15 protein-coding genes and 2 pseudogenes are annotated in these 16,741 nt (G+C 68.1%); 10 read left to right on the forward strand and 7 right to left on the reverse strand.

Going from position 1 to position 16,741, the window contains the following annotated elements:
* Positions 1-8: 8 nt before the first annotated feature.
* The 4 genes and pseudogenes from JIW86_RS38740 to JIW86_RS38755 all read right to left on the reverse strand — a co-directional run bounded on the left by JIW86_RS38740 (position 9) and on the right by JIW86_RS38755 (position 3,676).
* On the reverse strand, positions 9-437 hold the full coding sequence (locus JIW86_RS38740) for an urease subunit beta (RefSeq protein WP_257558992.1): 429 nt from the start codon (positions 435-437) through the stop codon (positions 9-11).
* Between the two features lie 180 nt (positions 438-617).
* Positions 618-1,004, reverse strand: a complete 387-nt coding sequence (gene ureA, locus JIW86_RS38745) for an urease subunit gamma (RefSeq protein ID WP_257558993.1) — start codon at positions 1,002-1,004, stop codon at positions 618-620.
* A gap of 1,578 nt (positions 1,005-2,582) precedes the next feature.
* A pseudogene (locus JIW86_RS38750) lies at positions 2,583-2,972 on the reverse strand (nuclear transport factor 2 family protein); the annotation flags it as partial.
* Between the two features lie 170 nt (positions 2,973-3,142).
* A complete protein-coding gene (locus JIW86_RS38755; protein WP_257558994.1) occupies positions 3,143-3,676 on the reverse strand; it encodes a YrhB family protein in 534 nt (177 codons plus the stop codon).
* Positions 3,677-4,018: 342 nt separating this feature from the next.
* On the opposite strand from JIW86_RS38755, the pseudogene JIW86_RS38760 reads away from it, so the two are divergent.
* Together JIW86_RS38760 and JIW86_RS38770 are read left to right on the forward strand one after the other, a co-directional pair.
* Positions 4,019-4,746 (forward strand): annotated as a pseudogene (locus tag JIW86_RS38760) (SDR family oxidoreductase).
* A gap of 1,183 nt (positions 4,747-5,929) precedes the next feature.
* Complete coding sequence (locus JIW86_RS38770) at positions 5,930-6,490, forward strand: DUF4231 domain-containing protein (RefSeq protein WP_257559610.1); 561 nt, start codon at positions 5,930-5,932, stop codon at positions 6,488-6,490.
* A 417-nt stretch (positions 6,491-6,907) separates the two neighbouring features.
* On the opposite strand, the gene JIW86_RS38775 is transcribed toward JIW86_RS38770, so the two are convergent.
* Positions 6,908-7,465: a hypothetical protein gene (locus JIW86_RS38775; protein WP_257558995.1), complete on the reverse strand. Its 558-nt coding sequence runs from the start codon at positions 7,463-7,465 to the stop codon at positions 6,908-6,910.
* 520 nt (positions 7,466-7,985) lie between these two features.
* Between JIW86_RS38775 and JIW86_RS38785 the strand changes: the two genes are divergently transcribed.
* From JIW86_RS38785 to JIW86_RS38815, 7 genes are all read left to right on the forward strand, one after another.
* Entirely contained in the window at positions 7,986-8,486 is a 501-nt protein-coding gene (locus JIW86_RS38785; protein WP_257558996.1) for a hypothetical protein, read from the forward strand.
* Positions 8,483-8,968 carry a hypothetical protein gene (locus JIW86_RS38790; protein WP_257558997.1) on the forward strand — a complete coding sequence of 162 codons (486 nt, stop codon included), beginning with the start codon at positions 8,483-8,485 and terminating at the stop codon, positions 8,966-8,968. The genes JIW86_RS38785 and JIW86_RS38790 overlap by 4 nt, the downstream gene beginning before the upstream one ends.
* Positions 8,872-9,858, forward strand: coding sequence for a S8 family serine peptidase (locus tag JIW86_RS38795; RefSeq protein WP_257558998.1), 987 nt, complete (start codon positions 8,872-8,874; stop codon positions 9,856-9,858). The genes JIW86_RS38790 and JIW86_RS38795 overlap by 97 nt, the downstream gene beginning before the upstream one ends.
* A 94-nt stretch (positions 9,859-9,952) precedes the next feature.
* Positions 9,953-10,102 carry a hypothetical protein gene (locus tag JIW86_RS38800; protein WP_257558999.1) on the forward strand — a complete coding sequence of 50 codons (150 nt, stop codon included), beginning with the start codon at positions 9,953-9,955 and terminating at the stop codon, positions 10,100-10,102.
* A 343-nt stretch (positions 10,103-10,445) separates the two neighbouring features.
* Positions 10,446-10,844 (forward strand): hypothetical protein, encoded by a 399-nt coding sequence (locus JIW86_RS38805; RefSeq protein ID WP_257559000.1) that lies wholly within the window; start codon positions 10,446-10,448, stop codon positions 10,842-10,844.
* On the forward strand, positions 10,841-12,766 hold the full coding sequence (locus JIW86_RS38810) for a GMC family oxidoreductase (protein WP_257559001.1): 1,926 nt from the start codon (positions 10,841-10,843) through the stop codon (positions 12,764-12,766). The genes JIW86_RS38805 and JIW86_RS38810 overlap by 4 nt, the downstream gene beginning before the upstream one ends.
* A gap of 42 nt (positions 12,767-12,808) precedes the next feature.
* Entirely contained in the window at positions 12,809-14,668 is a 1,860-nt protein-coding gene (locus tag JIW86_RS38815) for a peroxidase family protein (protein ID WP_257559002.1), read from the forward strand.
* A gap of 206 nt (positions 14,669-14,874) precedes the next feature.
* On the opposite strand, the gene JIW86_RS38820 is transcribed toward JIW86_RS38815, so the two are convergent.
* Positions 14,875-15,105 (reverse strand): hypothetical protein, encoded by a 231-nt coding sequence (locus tag JIW86_RS38820; protein WP_257559003.1) that lies wholly within the window; start codon positions 15,103-15,105, stop codon positions 14,875-14,877.
* 95 nt (positions 15,106-15,200) lie between these two features.
* Between JIW86_RS38820 and JIW86_RS38825 the strand changes: the two genes are divergently transcribed.
* Positions 15,201-15,884, forward strand: a complete 684-nt coding sequence (locus JIW86_RS38825; protein WP_257559004.1) for a hypothetical protein — start codon at positions 15,201-15,203, stop codon at positions 15,882-15,884.
* 33 nt (positions 15,885-15,917) lie between these two features.
* On the opposite strand, the gene JIW86_RS38830 is transcribed toward JIW86_RS38825, so the two are convergent.
* A complete protein-coding gene (locus JIW86_RS38830) occupies positions 15,918-16,694 on the reverse strand; it encodes a TetR/AcrR family transcriptional regulator (protein ID WP_257559005.1) in 777 nt (258 codons plus the stop codon).
* Positions 16,695-16,741: the final 47 nt, after the last annotated feature.

The raw sequence follows: 16,741 nt of genomic DNA on the forward strand, positions 1-16,741 counted from the left end.
AGGCCCGGTCAGTCGAGGTCGACGTCGCTGGCTGGCTTGTCCTTGCGCAGGCCCGGAACGCGGCGCTTCCCGCCCATCTCCACGACCTCGATCTTGTCGCTGGGAGCGTTCTCGGGGCTGAACCGCTTCGAATCCCCCGGAGCCACATCGAGACGGAATCCCCAGGGGGCCCTTCCCGGCGTCTTCGACCGGTCGTGCGCGAACCGGCGGGCCTCGGCGATCTGCTCAGGCCGCGAGAGCTGTCGGTCCGTCAGAGCCTCCTCAGCCTGAGCGGCAGCGTTCTTGTCAGTGAAGAACAACAGGTCCTCGTTGACATCGGCCAGATGGATGTGCGAACCGATCTGGATGTCGCGGTCACCGACGTTGATCACGTAGAGAACGGCCTTGGCGCCCTGGGAGTTGAGCTCGTGGTTCGCATCCGGATCCCTGACCCACACTCCCCCACCTCGTACTCGGAAAAGGCGTAGACCGTGCCCGGATCCAGGGAAGAGGGTTTGGGCAAGGGCTCTTCGAGCCTCAGGCCAGGACCGGGCGGCGTGGGAACCGGCTGACTGACCGCATACAAGGGCGGCTCAGGATTCGTGGACAGCGGCTGGAAGTAGGGCATGGATTCGTCCTCAGCTGCTCGGAACGGGCTTCGGGACGGGCTTCGGGTCGCGGATCGGGTTGTAGAGGGTGACCAGCTTGCGGCCGTCAGGAAATGTCGCCTCGACCTGGAGGATGTCGAGCATCTCGGGCACCCCCTCCATCACGTCGGCCCGCGTGAGGACGCTCTCTCCCTCGCCCCGGGTGTCGCCCTGCCGGTCTTCCAGGGGAAGGCGGGCATCGCTCATCATCTGGTCGACGGTGTAGTTGCCCGCCCGTGCTTCCTCGATGACCCAGCAGCTGATGTAGGCCACGGCCTCGGGGTAGTTCAGCTTGATGCCGCGCTCCTTGCGATAGCTGGCGAGCATCCCGGCCACGCTCAGCAGCAGCTTTTCCTGCTCTGAGGGAATCAGGTGCATCCGTGCTCCTCGATGGTGGTGATGGCGCCCTGACCCCAGACGGATCAGGGTGCTCGCACAGCCCCGGTGCCGAGGCAGGCCGCCAAGACGGCTCCCTCGACACCGGGGCCGGGCATACGTAGGGCTTGTCAGCGGAACTCCTGCAGGGTTGCGGTGCCGTACGTCCGCCGGACCAGCCAGACGGCGCCCGCACGCCTCCTGATCGACGCCCCGCAACAGGCACCCCGCGGTGGCGTGGCGGGCGATGAGGTGACCTCGCCCAATAGGACAACGCGTGGCCGCACCGCCAGGACTGAGGCTGGGCAGACCCGCCACAGCCGAGAACGGGGGCGCCGAGGCACGACGCGCACCGGGCCGGTCGGAAATCCGGGGCGCTGCCGGTCAGGACAAGCCGCGCACGGCGAGTGAGCCATACGATCGCGCCTCGCCGCTGAGTCCCGATGCTGCCGTTGCGGTGAGTCATACCGGCCCTGAACCACTCGTGGCTGCCTGCGTGGCTGCGGAGTACCACGGCAGCGCCGGCATCCCGGCCGGTCGCGCTCCCAAGAGGTAGGTTCCCCAGCACCCGCTCGAGCCGCGTGCGGACGTCATGCGAAGACCTCTCCCTGCATTAGCGCATGCCGAACACGTCTCGATTCACGAGACGGCGGCCACCCGCCTGCAGCAGCCAGACATTGCAGCACTATAGAGCGACATTTGTACGCTCTATAGTGCAATTCCTAATAAAATCAGCCGTTAAGATGTGTGATTAAGGAATGTCGAACCTCGGACAGGGCGAATGCCCAGTCTCAGAAAGTCCAGGTCATCTACGGGATTCAGCGTCTGCGGGGCATCGCTCGCCTTCGACAGCGCAGCGACCTCGGCCGACGGGCGTTCGCTCGTTTTCACCCGATACAGCGGTCCTCTGGCATTGCGTATGCACGAGCCAGAAGACGTGCCAGCGCCGCAGTCTGCCGGAGCGTTCTGGATCAAAGCCGGCCCCCACCAAGGCCGCTCGACTGCAGCGCCACTTCGCCAAGTTGAACCGTTCTGACTTCTCTGCCGCTCCGTTGTGAGCTATCAGGGAGGATGGGTCTCGTGCCCATGAAGATTGACGCAACCCTTCGTAGCCAGGCCGTGAGGCTGGTGACAGAGCATCGTGCGGAGTACTCCTCCGAGCGTGCACCGCACATCCAGGTCGCCGAATCCCTCGGCGTCTCCCGGGAGTCCGTGCGGCGCTGGGTGATGCAGTACGAGATCGACGCCGGCCAGGCGGCGGGCGGCCAATGGACGCCCGTTCGTCTCACTTCCGTGGCTCATGGGCCAGACAGGGGCCACTGGGAATGAGGAAAGGTCACTCATTCTGAGACGCTACAGCGCCGACAGCACCGGATCAACGGCGGGTAGCGGAACGTGGTAGGGCGCTTCTCTTCCGCGATCTGCCGCTGATCCCGGTTCAAAGCGTCTTCTTGGGCCTCAAGGGAGACGGCCTCGCCGTGGGTGGCTTTGTCAGCGAGTTACGGCTCTGGCTCAAGTTCTGTGGAGTGTCACTCCCCGTGGCGCAGGACCCTTGACGGCCGGTCGGCTGGGGAGCCGTTCTCATGACTGGCCGGGCCCGTCGAGGCGTTCCGTGGGACCGGCGAAAGAGAGGAAGAGAGTCCGCATGGTGAGCAGCCAGGTGTCGTCCACCTTGCGGAACGTGTCTTCGTAGTGCCCCACCTGAACCGGGGGCCGCGGCGGTACGAGGCCCTCGCTGTAGCCGTCCACACGGTACGTGGTGAAGTAGGTGGTGGCGGCGGCGGTGTCCGCAGAGGTCACGGTAACCAGGATGTTGGTGCATATACGGCGTGACAGTCGGTCTGCGGGCCGGTTGCCGAAGTAGATGCGCAGGGCGTCGTGACCCGCAATGCGGCGGTCGCCGGCGGGCCATTCCCAGGTGCCGTCCTGCGTGAAGAGGTCCGCCACCGAGCCCGGGTCCCCGAGGTCGAGCCGATCCGTGACTCAGTGTGGCCAGTCCACAGGACCTGAGCCAGAACCCGTGAAACACCAGTCGGCCGACGAACCGAAGGTCCGAAGGCACGTCTGCCTGGGGTGCGGCACGAGTACGGCCTCTGACCGGTTCGGTAGCCGTCCGGCCGTCCGGCCGTGCAGTCGGAAGGCTACTGAACCGGGCCGGCCAGTGTCTCGATCGTGCCCGGATACCAGGGATCGGGCTCGCGGGTGAGGCTCGTAAGCTCTTCGGGTGGTTGATTCCCGTCCCTGACGATAGTCACGTATGCCTTCGCCTCCTGCAGGCTTATCCGCGGGGCCTGTTTGCGCAGGTGCTGCATGGCGGCGGCGGTGCCGGCGGAGTCCGAGAGGCGGCGGACGGCCGCGGCGAGCGGGTCGGCTGCTCTGATGCCCTTGACCTGCCAGAGGTAGAGCTCTTCCCAGTCCTCGGTCCAGGCGGTGCCGGGAACGAAGTGGATGCTCCCGTCCTCCCGGTCGACCAGGTAGGGGCCGCCGAGGAGATTCGAGCGCCGATCAGGGTTGCGGACGAACTCCGCCGAGCTCCAGTAGAAGAGCCACCCGACCGACCGCTCCTCGACGTGGTAGACGGCCAGGTTCGGGATCAACCGCGCCCATGCCCAGGTCCGCCGCTCCCGCGCCAGCAGGGACTCGACCAGCTCGACCGCTCGTTCCTTGGAGATCACACTCCCCATCCTCCACCCCGGGCAACCGGACGCTGCACGAGTCCCCAGCTGCTCGCCAGCACAGACCAAGCCGGCCAGCGAACACATCCTCACCGGCTCCGCCGACGCTTTCAGCACATCCGACGCACCCTCGCCAACGCACTCCACCGCGCCGAACAGGACTACTTCGAAGCCTCATGCCGACGCAACTTGACGGCTACCAGCCCACCGGCGAACAGCTCCTTGGCCAGTTGGCCAGTTGGGCAACACGTTGGCCGGATGTACGACCCTGGCCTCACACCAAACGCCCGTATAGGGATTTTATGCCATATTTCGGACACGTCTCCTGACGAAAGGCATGTCATGAAGTTTGCGGTCATCGGCGGTACCGGGCTGATCGGGTCGCAGGTTGTCAAGAATCTGAACGCCGCCGGGCACGAGGCGGTGCCGCACTCGCAGTCCACCGGAATCGACGTCGTCAGCGGCCAGGGACTGGGCGAGGCAGTAGCGGGGGCGGACGTCGTCGTCAACCTGACGAACTCCCCGACCTTCGACGAAGCCTCCCCGGCCTTCTTCCAGACCTCGATGGACAACCTTCTGGCCGCAGCCCAGAAGGGCGGCGTCGGCCACTTCGTTATTCTCTCGATCGTCGGCGCGGACCAGGTGCCGGAGCTGGACTACTACCGGGCCAAGGTGCTCCAGGAGGACGTTCTCGGGGCCGGGCCGGTCCCCTACTCGATCGTACGCGCGACGCAGTTCATGGAGTTCATGGACGCTGTCCTGTCCTGGACCGCCGACGGCGACACCGTCCGGCTGCCCGCCACGCCGATCCAGCCGATCGCCTCCAAGGACGTGGCCGACGCAGTGGCGGAAGTCGCCGCGGGCGCCCCGCTGGGGGCATTCGCAACATCGCCGGGCCCGAGGTCTTCTTTCTGGACGAGCTGGGCCGGATCACCCTCTCCCACAAGGGCGACGGCCGCACCGTTGTCACCGACCCCACCGCCGGTATGTTCGCCGTCGTCAAGGGTGATGTCCTCACCGACAAGGACGCCTACCTCGCCCCCACCCGCTACGCCGACTGGCTCTCCTGAACCGCTCGCGCCCTCCACCTTCCAGTTCGGCCAGACGCGGACGATCCAGGTAGCCGACAGGTGCTCCATGTCCTGAGCGCTGTAGTTGGCCAAACTGGCCAACTACATGGTTCTGACCGCCCTTCCGCGATGAGCGACGGCGCGGGCCCGTCCACCGGCCGGCACCAGCCGGCGGGCAGGCCCGCGTCCGTTGGGCTGCCGTGGCCCGCACGGTCCGGCCGCGCTTCTCCTGCCCCATCAGGTGGCGGCCGATGACCATGCGTCATATCCGGCAAGTGCCGTTAGGCGCAGGTGCATTGATTGCGCGGCCGGAAGTGGGGCGTATGCCCAGAAGCAGCCCTCAGCCCGCGCCCAGGTAGGCGTCATGCCGCTGCCAGTCCACGGGTCCACCCGTGCTCGCGCGGGTTCCAGTCCGGATCGACCCGGGCGAGCTGGTCGCCTCGTCGGCGGGCGCAGGCCGGGTCTTTGCTGAGTCCGCCGGGCCTGCGGATGTCGGTGAGCCGCTGCCCGATGGCCGTGTCGAGGACTCCGGGGAGTATCGCCTCGGCGAGGAGAATATCCCCTGGGAGTCGTCCTGCTCGGCCGCGTACGCTCGGCCGTATGCCCCGCTCTTCGAGGAAGTCCCGTCGGCTCGTTGCCGATGGGCGTACCTATCTGTGGACGGTTCGCCACGGCCACTGCGTGCTGGAAGACGGCGGCTGCCGCAAGACCCTCACCCTGCGCTCTCACCCGTCGGGCACCGGCGGCTTGCTCCGCTTCGTCTTCGATGAGGGCCCCGGTCGGTACGTCGCGGGTTTCACTACGGGGTCGGGGGAGGTGGGGGGTGTCGGCCTCGGCGCTTCGAACCTGCACGAGCCGGGCACCGTACGGTTCTTGCTCGACATGGCGCTGGCCGGCGGATGGGTACCGAGGAGAGGCGGGAAGCGAAGGTCGACGGCTGGACCTTCCTCGAGGCGGCGGTCGCCGCACGGGGCTGACGCCGCGGCCGAGCCGCTACTGTCGCCGGTCGGGTGAAGGTGAGCAGTCGTCATGCTTCTGACCTGAGGTTGTGCAGGTTGGCGGAGCGGGCTGGGGACCCAGTCGGGACCGGGGGCCCGGGAGGGCGGCGCGGTCGGGACGGTGGTGATCGGCTTGCGCCGTACGGGTCGGGTGAATCGGCTGACACCGTCCTGCGTCGGTGACGATGATGCTCGGCATGCGCAGACAGACCCCGCCGGATGCAGATGCCTGGGCCGCCGCCCCCGACCCGCTGCTGGCCTTGGCCGAACGAGAACTGGCGTTCTATCAGCGCCGCGGAGACGCCTCGCGCCGCGCGCACCGCACGATCGAACTCGGAGCACTGACCAGTGCATCCGCGACGGTGGTAGCGGCAGGACTGCACGCCCCGGCATGGGTGACGACGATCGTTGCCGGGGGCACCCTTTTCTGCACCGGGTTCCGTCAGATCTTCGCCCCTGGCCCCCGCTGGGTGCTGGCGGCCCAGGCCCGTGAATCCCTGCGCCGCGCGGTCAACCGCTATCGGCTGCTCCCGGTGGCCGAGCGGGACGCCGAAGCGCGGGCACAGCTGCTCGCCGCCATTGAAGAGGTCGGCAATGAACAGGTCAGCCAGTGGGCAGGGCAACGACAGCAGGCCTCCGTCGGGGGAACCCCACCCCCACCCAGATCCCTCCCGCCTAAAGGTCGACGAGGTCCGGCCCGGGCGAAGGAACTCGCCGCCAGTCGGCCGACGACGATCGCAGTCTGAGATGGTCGAGGGTACGGGCGAGCACGGCCGACCGGACCCGGAATCAGCTGTCGCGCGTCGTCCCGCGGGTGGACGCCGAGGACCGGCTTTCGCGGCAACGGGAAGGTCGCTGCTCCCAGCCCCAGTGGCGCTGACGGCTGCGGGCAGACCCGGCAGCCGCCACACGCCGGGGCCGTAGGCGCGGCCGAGGATCTCGCCGTCGCAGCGGAGGCGGCGCCGGCCCTCGGCGTCCTGGTGGATGGACGACCACGCGCAGAGATCGACGTGGACGGCCAGGAGAGTGGATGGTGTCAGCGGACGGCGTGGTCGGCTACGAGGACCTGGGTGACGGCCTCGGTGTAACAAGCCTTCGGCAGCCCGTGCGATCTGGCGTGCGTGGCTGAGCCGCGTACGCGGGCCCGCGCGGGCCCGCGGCCGTCAATTCCCCTTGCCGAGCGTGGCCGCAGCCTCCGTGGCCACGTCGTAGGCGCCCGAATGGGCCTGGTCGATGTCGCCGTCGACCGGTGCGTACCGGACCGCGACCACCACATTGCTCCGGCGGAAGAAGACCTCGTTGGTCACCCGGCCCCCGCTGGGATACCGGACGCGGGAGAACGCCTCGTCGCCGAAGTCCGACAAGTCCGTCGTCATCGGGCCCATCTTTCCCTCCGACTCCTCCTTCGTGCGCTGGAAGCTGACCTGCGCCTCGTGCACCCCCAGCCGGGTCACCTGCACCTGCAGGACAGGCTGCGCGTCGCTACCGAGGCCGGGACCCGCCCAGCTGCAGTACGACATCGCCTCCACCCCGTCCGTCGGCCCGGCCAGCAGCCGGGCGGCCGTCTCCGCCGATACGAGTGAGCAGGGACGCGGATCCGCTGCGAAGTCGCCTTGCTGCGTCTGGTCCTGGTAGAGCCAGACGGCGAGGGCGGCGACCGCGGCGATGGCCGCGGCCATCGCGTCGCGGGGCGCACGCTTGGGGCGGGAGGTGGACATCATGGCCGCAGCGTAGTGCGGGACGGTTGGCATTCCCAGGTCAGGGCGATTGTCCGGGGCCGGTCACCATCGAGGCATGGAGGTGGGGCCCGGTGCCCTCTCCCAGGGGCGTCGCAGGTCGACCGCGGCCATGCGGCGATGACGAGCTCCGGTTTTCGGAGCTTCGGCCTGGTCCGGCCCATCGTCTGTTTGATCATTCTGAAGGTGCGTTCGATGTGGAACCGGCGCAAGAAGGCACGCCAGCAGCGGTCCACGTCTGCGTCGGTGGCGTCCACGCGTGACCACCACGGCCCGGAACGTGTGCTGCTGCCTCCCGGTTGCCGGCACGCCCGGCGTGACCCGCGCAGACGTGGAGGCGCAGGCGGACGCTGCTGTCGAGCACCCTCCGGAGCAATATCGAGCCCGGATGGCGGTCTCCATCCGGGCTCGACGTGCAGGTGGACAGTCGCCCGCCTAGCGTCTTGGCTGAACGGAAGTAGTCACGCAGCCCGGCGTGCCACCGGTTCAGAAGGGCTTCGGCCATGTGAGCGTCGGCGAGGGCAGTGCCGGTGCGCGCCACGGCCGCCCGGGTGCGCGCCTTCGCATCACCCACATCCTCCGGGAGTTCGGCATGGCCCGTATCACCATCAACGGCGTGACGGTGGACCCTTTGGTTCAGTCCGATGAGATGGCCGCCGCGGCTCTGGTGTCCGAGGACGCCGCCGCGTCCAACTATCTGCTCGTGCAGACCACGCATCCACCCACAGCCGAGGAGAAGGAACAGCTCTCGGCGCTCGGCGTGGTGATCCACGAATACGTTCCGGAGGACACCTATCTGTGCGGCTACCGGCCCACGGATCTGGACGCCGTGCGCACGCTGCCCTTCGTGACCTGGGCGGATGTGTACTTCGACGGCTTCAAGATCGGACGGTCGTTGCAGTCGACCGGGATGCGTTCGAGTGTCGGCGTGCTGGCGGAGCCCCTGGAGGCGGGGGTGCCGGGACCCGTACCGTCGACATCGTCCTCCACGACGACGTCGATGTGAGCGTGGACGGAGTACGGGACCGGATCGCCGCGGCGGCCGGAGTCAGCTCCGGCGACGTGAAGCCGAGCCGCGGCAAGGTGCGTGTGACGATCCGTGAGGAGGACCTGCCCGCGCTGGCCGGGCTCGACGAGGTGCGGCAGATCGAGGAAGTCCCCGAGAAGGTGCTGTACAACACCATGGCGGCGACGCTGATGCACGCCCATGTGTCCCTCAACGGCACGAAGTTCCGGGGTGAGGGCCAGATCGTGTGCGTCGCCGACACCGGCTTCGACAAGGGGTCGACCACCAATGTGCACCCTGCCTTCGCCGGCCGGGTCAAGCGCCTGGTCGCCCTGGGACGCAAGAGCCCCCGCGGGCGGACGATCCCGCCGGGCACGGCACCCATGTGGCGGGCTCGGTCCTCGGCGACGGGACGTCGGAGTCGATGGGCGGCGCCGTCACCGGCACGGCTCCCGAGGCGCGACTGGTCTTCCAGTCCGTGATGGCCGAGAACGGCAGTCTCGCCGGCATCCCGGACAACCTGCTCGACCTGTTCGAGCCGCCCTTCCTGGAGGACGGGGTGCGGATCCACACCAACTCGTGGGGCCCGGACACCCCGGGGCTTCCGTACGGCACGGCCGCACAGGAGGCCGACCAAATGGTATGGGACCACAAGGACTTCGTCATCTGCTTCGCCGCAGGCAACGACGGTACGGACCGGGACGGTGACGGCCGCATCAACCTGAGGTCCGTCAGCGGCGAGACAGGGGCGAAGAACGTCATCACCGTCGGCGCCAGTGAGGGCAACCGCCCCGAGATCTCGCGCACCTACGATCAGTTGTTCAACGGAGCACTCCGGTTCCCCGCCCTGCCGATCCGCGGCGACAGGATGGCGGACAACCCCGCCGGGATGGCGGCCTTCAGCAGCCGCGGCCCGACCGCGGAGGGCCGGTTCAAGCCCGATGTCGTCGCCCCCGGCACATCGATCCTGTCGACGCGCTCGCGGGTGGCACCCCCGAGCGTGAATTTCGGCGTCTCCTCGGACCCCGCGTACATGTTCGACAGCGGCACCAGCATGGCCACCCCGCTGGTCGCTGGCTGTGTGGCGGTGCTGCGCGAGTCGCTGGTGAAGAACGGCACCCCTAAGCCCAGCGCTGCGCTCATCAAGGCCATGCTCGTCAACGGTGCCGACGAGCTTTCCGGCCAGTACAGCCCCAGCGAGGCGGGCCCTTCCCCCAACAACAACTCCGGCTTCGGCATCGTCAACCTCCAGCGTGCCGTCGTCCTCCCGACCGATGCCGGCCGGGCGGGCTTCCGCGACGCCAAGGAGCTGGACCAGGAGAGGAGCGCGCGTTCGGCATCACGATCCCGGAGGGGGCGGTTCGCACCCTGAAGGTCACCCTCGTCTGGACGGACCCCCGGGCGCGGCCCTGCAGAACGACCTCAACCTGATCGTCCGCGCGGACGGTCAGGAACGCCACGGCAACATGGGCACGGATCCCGGTTTCGACCGGGTCAACAACGTCGAGCAGGTGCACTGGCGCGACATCCCCGCAGGGGAGGTCGAGGTCGTCGTCCGCGCTCAGCGGATCACCCGGTTCGCCCAGCCTTACGCCGTCGCCTGGCGCATCGTCTGACGCGGATGCGGGCACATGGTCCCGGCCCGTTCGATCGGGCCGGGACGGTGGTCACGGGTCGGGCGGTATCCGACGCTCCTGCCAAGTCGCCGACACGTCGGCGTGCGGTCGGTGGGAGCGGTCGTACGTCTGTGCCGGGCCCTGGTGTACCGCGGTTGGTGGCTCGTGCCGTCCATCAGGTCGTCGTCGATGTCGGCACCATACGTGCGAGAGTTCGCGCCCCCGCCTCGGCGTCGAGGTGCAAGCGCATAGCCATCCGTTTAGTGTGGCTTTCGGGGTAGTTTCATTGTATGCGAGGGGGCTAGTTGTGGCGGCAGAAGCCGCTGCACTCCAGGGAGACACCATGGCCAAGCCACGCGCGGCCCGCCGTCCGGCCTCGGTTTACGCACTGGCCGGCATCCGGCTCTTCAACGGCGTCACCGGACTGCTGATGCCCACCCTGCTCATCCGGCGCCTCGACCCGGACCGCGACCTCAGTCCGGCGGCCGTCTATGCTTTCCGGCTCTTCGGGATCCGTACGATCCTGCTCGGTCTCGACCTGCTCACCAACCGCGGCCAGCGGCTCCAGGAAGACCTTCGAGAGGGCGTCCTGATCCACGGCAGTGACACCGCGACCGCCGCCTTGCTCGGCATCCGTGGCCAACTGCCGCCCCGCACCGCCGCCCTGACCACGCTCATCTCGGCGGTCAATACGACCCTGGCCGCCAGCGCGGCCGATTTCGGGAAGAGGAAAGGGAAGTGAGCACGGAGTCCGGTGCCCCAGAGGCTGAGACGGGCTTCGACTACATTGTCGTCGGCGCGGGCGCTGGCGGCGGACCGCTGGCGGCCAACCTCGCCGACGCGGGAATGCGCGTCCTGCTGCTCGACGCGGGCGGTGCCGAGGATAACGACAACTACCTGGTGCCCGCCTTCCACGCCGATGCCTCTGAGGACCCCGTCCAGCGCTGGGACTATTTCGTACGGCACTACGCGGACGAGCAGCAGCACCAGCGCGACAGCAAGCTCGTGCCCGGCAAGGGCATCCTCTATCCGCGAGCCGGGACGGTCGGCGGCTGCACCGCGCATCACGCGCTGATCACCGTCTATCCGTACAACCACGACTGGGACGAAATCGCGCGGGAGACAGGCGACCCGTCGTGGCGCAGCACTGCCATGCGCCGCTACTTCGAGCGACTGGAGCGCTGTACGTACCGGACCCGGCCCAAGAAGCCGCCCGGCAATCGGCTGCTGGCCGCCTTGCTGGAGTTTCTCCCCTTCGTCGCGGCCCGGTACCGCAACGACTCGCGGCACGGGTTCGACGGCTGGCTGCCGACCGACCTCGCCGACCCAGAACTGGTCATCCAGGACAAGCAGTTGTTGACGGTCATCCTGTCCGCCGCACAGGACACGCTCGCCGACTTCATCGGCCGGCCGCTCTCCCCTCTGGAGGGGCTCGGATCCTTCGTCGATCCCAATGACTGGCGCGTGCAGACCGAGGGCCTGCAAGGGCTGTGGCAGATCCCGATCTCCACGGCCGACGGGCGGCGCAGCGCCGCCCGCGAACGCGTGCGGGCCGTACAGCGCAGCCATCCGGACAACCTGATCGTCCGGACGAACGCGTTGGTGACACGGGTCGTGCTGGACGAGGACGGAGCGGCGACCGGCGTCGATTACGTGGACCAGCCGCACGCCTACCGGGCCGACCCCGGCACCCACGACGGTCTCGCGCTGCCGGTCCCGCGCAGGGTGCTCGCTACCCGTGAGGTGGTCCTGGCCGCAGGGGCTTTCAACACGCCTCAGCTGCTGATGCTTTCGGGCATCGGGCCGCGTGAGGAGCTGGAACGGCACGGCATTCCCGTACGCGTCCCGCTCCAGGGCGTGGGCGCGAACCTGCAGGACCGGTACGAGATCGGCGTGGTGAGCCAGATGGACCGCGAGTTCCCGGTCATCAAGGACTGCGACTTCCACGCTCCGGAGCCCGGAGCCGAACCGGACCGCTGCTACCGGGCCTGGCAGCGCGGCGAGGGCCTGTACACGACCAACGGGGCCGTCGTCGGCATCACCCGCAAGTCCCGCCCGTCACTGGACGCCCCCGACCTGTTCATCTTCGGCGGCCCTTTCGACTTCCGCGGCTACTACCCCGGCTACTCGCGCGACCTGACACTCCACCGGGACCGCTTCACATGGGCCATCCTCAAGAGCCGGACCCACAACACCAACGGCCGGGTGCAGCTGCGCTCCGCCGACCCCCGGGACACCCCGCTGGTGAACTTCCACTACTTCGCCGAGGGCACGGACGAGGAGGCTCGAGACCTCGACGCGATGGCCTCTGCCGTGAAGTTCGTACGCAGTATGAACCGCAGTGCCGGCTCTGTGATCCGCCATGAGCTGTGGCCCGGCGGGGAGGTCGGCGACGCCGAGAGCGTCCGCCGCTTCGTACAGGACGAGGCATGGGGCCATCACGCGTCCTGCAGTTGCAGGATGGGCCGGGCCGACGATCCCTCGGCCGTCGTGGACAGCCGCTTCCGGGTACGTGGTGTGGACCGCCTGCGGATCGTCGACGCGTCGGTCTTCCCCCGAATTCCCGGATTCTTCATCGCCGTTCCGATCTACATGATCAGTGAGAAAGCGAGCGACGTGATGCTCGCCGATGCGTCGCGCACGCGAACCGCCGCGGCCGCATAGCGACACCCGACCTGACCGGGAACCGATCCTAGGAGCAGCACGATGAGCACGCAACGACGCACCGTTTCCCGGCGATCCGGCTCCGGGTACCGCTCATCCCTACCCTGGCGGATCATCACCCGCATCGCCGAGTTCGTCGACCGACACAACGGCTGGAACAACCTGGCGGTCACGCCCGGCCTGCTGGTCCTTCTCGGACTGCGCGTCAAACTCCGTCAGAAGAACCTCCACGACACCTCCCGACTGCCCTCCGCAAACCTTCCCGACCCCGCGCCGCCCTCCGAGCGCCACCGGGTCAACCGGACTGCCGACGGCAGCCACAACGACCTCGACGAACCGCGCATGGGCATGGCGGGAACTCGCTTCGGCCGGAACATCCCGCTGGACAAGATCGCCCCGGCTACGCCCGAGAACGTGCTGTCACGGCCGAACCCGCGCGAGGTCAGCCGCGCCCTCCTCACCCGCCACGAGCTGATCCCGGCCGAGTCGGTCAACTCCCTGGTCGCCGCCTGGCTGCAGTTCATGGTGCGCGACTGGTTCAGTCACGGAACAAGCCCCACGGAACGGCCGTGGGAAGTACCCCTCATGGACGACGATCCGTGGCCGGAACGCCCGATGCGGATCATGCGGACACCGGACGACCCGACCCGGGACCCCCGGTCGCCCGCCGGTACTCCCGACACCCGCGTCAACGTCTCGTCCCACTGGTGGGACGCGTCCCAGATCTACGGGACGAACGAGGCGGAACAGCGCCAGGTGCGTACGGGCAAGGCGGGCAAGGTGCACCTCTTCGACGACGAGTCGGCCCCGCTCCCGTCCGACCCTTCTCGCGATCCCTCGCGCTCGCCCGGCTTCTGGCTGGGCCTCGTCCTGATGCAGAATCTGTTCGCACGGGAGCACAACGCGATCTGCGACCACCTGCACGCCGCCTACCCGTCCTGGGACGACGAGGAGCTGTTCCAGCGGGCGCGGCTCGTCAACGCCGCACTCCTTGCCAAGATCCATACGGTGGAGTGGACGCCGGCCGTAATCAGCCACCCCACCACCGTCAAAGCCCTGCGATCCAACTGGTGGGGCATCGCGGGCGAGCGCGTCCACAACTTTTACGGCCGGATCACGGAGAGCGAGACCGTCAGCGGCATCCCCGGCAGCAAGACGGACCACTACGGCATCCCGTACTCCCTCACCGAGGAATTCGTGGCCGTCTACCGCATGCACCCGCTCGTCCGCGACGACTGGCACCTGCGCTCCGCCACCGACGACTCCACCCTCAGCGACTGCACCTTCCGCGACATCGCCGGACCCGAGGCGCTCAACGTACTGAAGACCAAGGGGATGGCCAACCTGCTCTACAGCTTCGGCACCCTCCACCCGGGACTGGTGACCCTGCACAACTTCCCCAAGTTCCTCCAGGACTTCGAGCGACCCGATGGACAGCGGCAGGACCTCGCTGCCACGGACATCCTGCGCAACCGCGAACTGGGCGTCCCCCGCTACAACGAATTCCGGCGGCTGCTGCGACTGAAGCCCGCGGAGAGCTTCGAGGACCTCACGGACAACCCCGTGTGGGCCAAGGAGATCAAGCGGCTCTACGACGACGACATCGAAAAGGTCGACCTGACAGTCGGGATGTACGCGGAGAAGCTACCGACCGGATTCGCCTTCAGCGACACGGCCTTCCGCATCTTCATCCTGATGGCCTCGCGCCGACTGAACAGCGACCGCTTCTTCACCGACTACTACACCCCCGAGGTGTACTCCAAGGCCGGTATGGCCTGGATCGACGACAACAGCATGATCACCGTGCTGCTGCGCCACTACCCGGAACTGCGCACGGCCCTCGCGGGGCTGAACAACGCGTTCGTGCCATGGCACACCGCCCGTGGCAGCACGCATTCCTGACGGGTGGTACGCACCAGCTCCACGCCCTCGGAATGCCACCCGGTCAACACAGACCAAGATCCGGACCAGTTGCGGACCAGCCACTGTTCGGAGTCGGGCGCCTGGACAGGACTCGTCCTCCAGGCGCCCTTGCCAAGTTGATGGCAACGCCGCTCCGGTGGAGCCACCGCAGTCGACCCCAGCGCCGCAGGCGGTTCAAGGCCGTGTCAGTGCTCGTGTCCGGCGGCTTCTTCGGGGCTGGATGTGTGCGGTGTCGGCCAGCCGGCGAGCATGCGCAGGGCCCTTTCGGAGGGTGATCCGGATTCGACGGTGTACAGGCCGAGCGTCTGGTCGGGGTCGCCCGTGGGCGTCAAGGCTTCGAAGCCAAGAGTGAGGTCCCCGGCGATGGGGTGGTGGTAGCGCTTGGAGCCGAAACCGGCCGTGCTGAACATGGTCATCGCGAAGTGCAGCGTGTCCGTGCGCGACAGCGGTTCGATCAGTGTTCGATCATGAGAACGGCACGTACGGCCGCATACCCCGCGAGGAGTGGGTGATGACCATTTCCGGCTCCGGCCACGAACCCGCCTCGACCAGCGGGTGGGACGCTCACCTGTACTGGCGGTGGATCGGCTACAACACGCTCGCGTTCATCACCGTTCTGACCGTCGGGTTCCTGCTGATCCTGCTGGGCAACGACGTCCTCCACATGAACCTGGCCAGCCACAACGTGATCATCGCGCTCCTGATCGCGACCCTGGGGGCCGCACTGTTCGGCGGAGTCCTGGGAGCACTGCAGTGGCTGGTAGTCAAGGAGCGGGTCCCCATCCCCCGCAAGGTGTGGATCACTTCCAACGTCGGTCCGGCACTGCTCGCATGGCTGCTGGTGATCATGCCCGCCGTGATCAGCGCACAGGACTCGCACGAGAGGGTCTCGACTGCCTACCTGCTGGCCGCCAGCCAAAGCCTGGCCCTGGGACCCCTGCTCGGCCTGTCGCAGTCACTGGTCCTCCGCAAAGTCACCGCGCGCTGGAAATGGTGGATCGGAGCCAACCTCGCCTCCTGGCTCATCGTCGACGCCGTCATCTACCTCCTCTCCCGATGGACCGCCGACCTCGACGTCCTCACCGGCGACGGATCACTCATCGAGGTCTACCTGACCCTCATCGCCACCACACCCCTCACCGGCAGAGCCCTCCTCTGGGTACTCGCCCCCACAGCCCTGACCGCCGCCCGTTGAAGCCGGATCATGCACAAGAGGGCCGCCACCCCTTCACCCTTCACGCCACGTGCCTGCGCATGGCGGCCGGCGACCGGGCCCAGTGCGGTGACCGCTAAGCGGGGAGTGAGCCGGAGCTCTCAGGGCGCTCATGCCCTGGAGGAGCAGGCGCAGTCCGAACTCGAACTGGGCGGCGAAGTCGCTGCTGGTGAGGGTCGGCAGGGCGGCCTCGACGTGGGGGAACCGCCCGGGCGTGGCCGCCACCGCCTCGCGGAGGCGGTCGGCGTCGGGCCCGGTCGCCGCGTTGCCCGGTCCTTCGAGGGCGGCCTGCTCCTCCAGCGTGTGGCCAGTGGTGAAGTTGACCAGGGTGAAGGCGGCCCGTGGGGCGTCCTCCGCGCCGAATCCCGCCTTGCGCAGGAGTCCGATGAGGGCGTCGGCGAAGCCCAGGGTGTTCGTGCCGGTGGAGTGGGTGCCGGCGTAGACGCGGGCGCCGTCGCGGTGGGCGAGCAGGGCGGCGCGCATGCGGCGGGCCAGTCCGGCCACCTGCTCGTCCCAGGCGGCACCGTCGTCGGCCACCTCGGCGCAGCCGGCCAGCATGTGCTCGGCCATGGCGGTGAGCAAGTCCTGTTTCGTCGCGAAATACCGGTACAGGGCGCCGGCCTGTACGCCCATCGCCTCGGCCAGCCTGCGCATGGTGAGCGCGTCGAGCCCGGCCTCGTCGAGGAGCCCGAGCGCGGTTTCGACCGTGCGTCGCTGATCCAGCCGCGGAGGTCTGCCGCGTGCGGGCCGGGTGGCCGCGGTGCCGTCCTGTGGGGTTGACGAGAAGTCCATGACCCTCACTATAGTGAACATCGTTCACGTGAACGCTGTTCACTAAA

Source organism: Streptomyces sp. NBC_00162 (assembly GCF_024611995.1).
In the GTDB taxonomy this organism is placed as follows: Bacteria; Actinomycetota; Actinomycetes; order Streptomycetales; family Streptomycetaceae; genus Streptomyces.

Excerpts from the sequence above, each read along its gene's own strand:
- ureA (WP_257558993.1), bottom strand. The coding sequence starts at position 1,004 with ATGCACCTGATTCCCTCAGAGCAGGAAAAGCTGCTGCTGAGCGTGGCC.
- JIW86_RS38830 (WP_257559005.1), bottom strand. The coding sequence starts at position 16,694 with ATGGACTTCTCGTCAACCCCACAGGACGGCACCGCGGCCACCCGGCCC.
- JIW86_RS38805 (WP_257559000.1), top strand. The coding sequence starts at position 10,446 with ATGGCCAAGCCACGCGCGGCCCGCCGTCCGGCCTCGGTTTACGCACTG.
- JIW86_RS38800 (WP_257558999.1), top strand. The coding sequence starts at position 9,953 with ATGGGCACGGATCCCGGTTTCGACCGGGTCAACAACGTCGAGCAGGTG.
- JIW86_RS38775 (WP_257558995.1), bottom strand. The coding sequence starts at position 7,465 with ATGATGTCCACCTCCCGCCCCAAGCGTGCGCCCCGCGACGCGATGGCC.
- JIW86_RS38825 (WP_257559004.1), top strand. The coding sequence starts at position 15,201 with ATGACCATTTCCGGCTCCGGCCACGAACCCGCCTCGACCAGCGGGTGG.
- JIW86_RS38815 (WP_257559002.1), top strand. The coding sequence starts at position 12,809 with ATGAGCACGCAACGACGCACCGTTTCCCGGCGATCCGGCTCCGGGTAC.
- JIW86_RS38770 (WP_257559610.1), top strand. The coding sequence starts at position 5,930 with ATGATGCTCGGCATGCGCAGACAGACCCCGCCGGATGCAGATGCCTGG.
- JIW86_RS38820 (WP_257559003.1), bottom strand. The coding sequence starts at position 15,105 with ATGACCATGTTCAGCACGGCCGGTTTCGGCTCCAAGCGCTACCACCAC.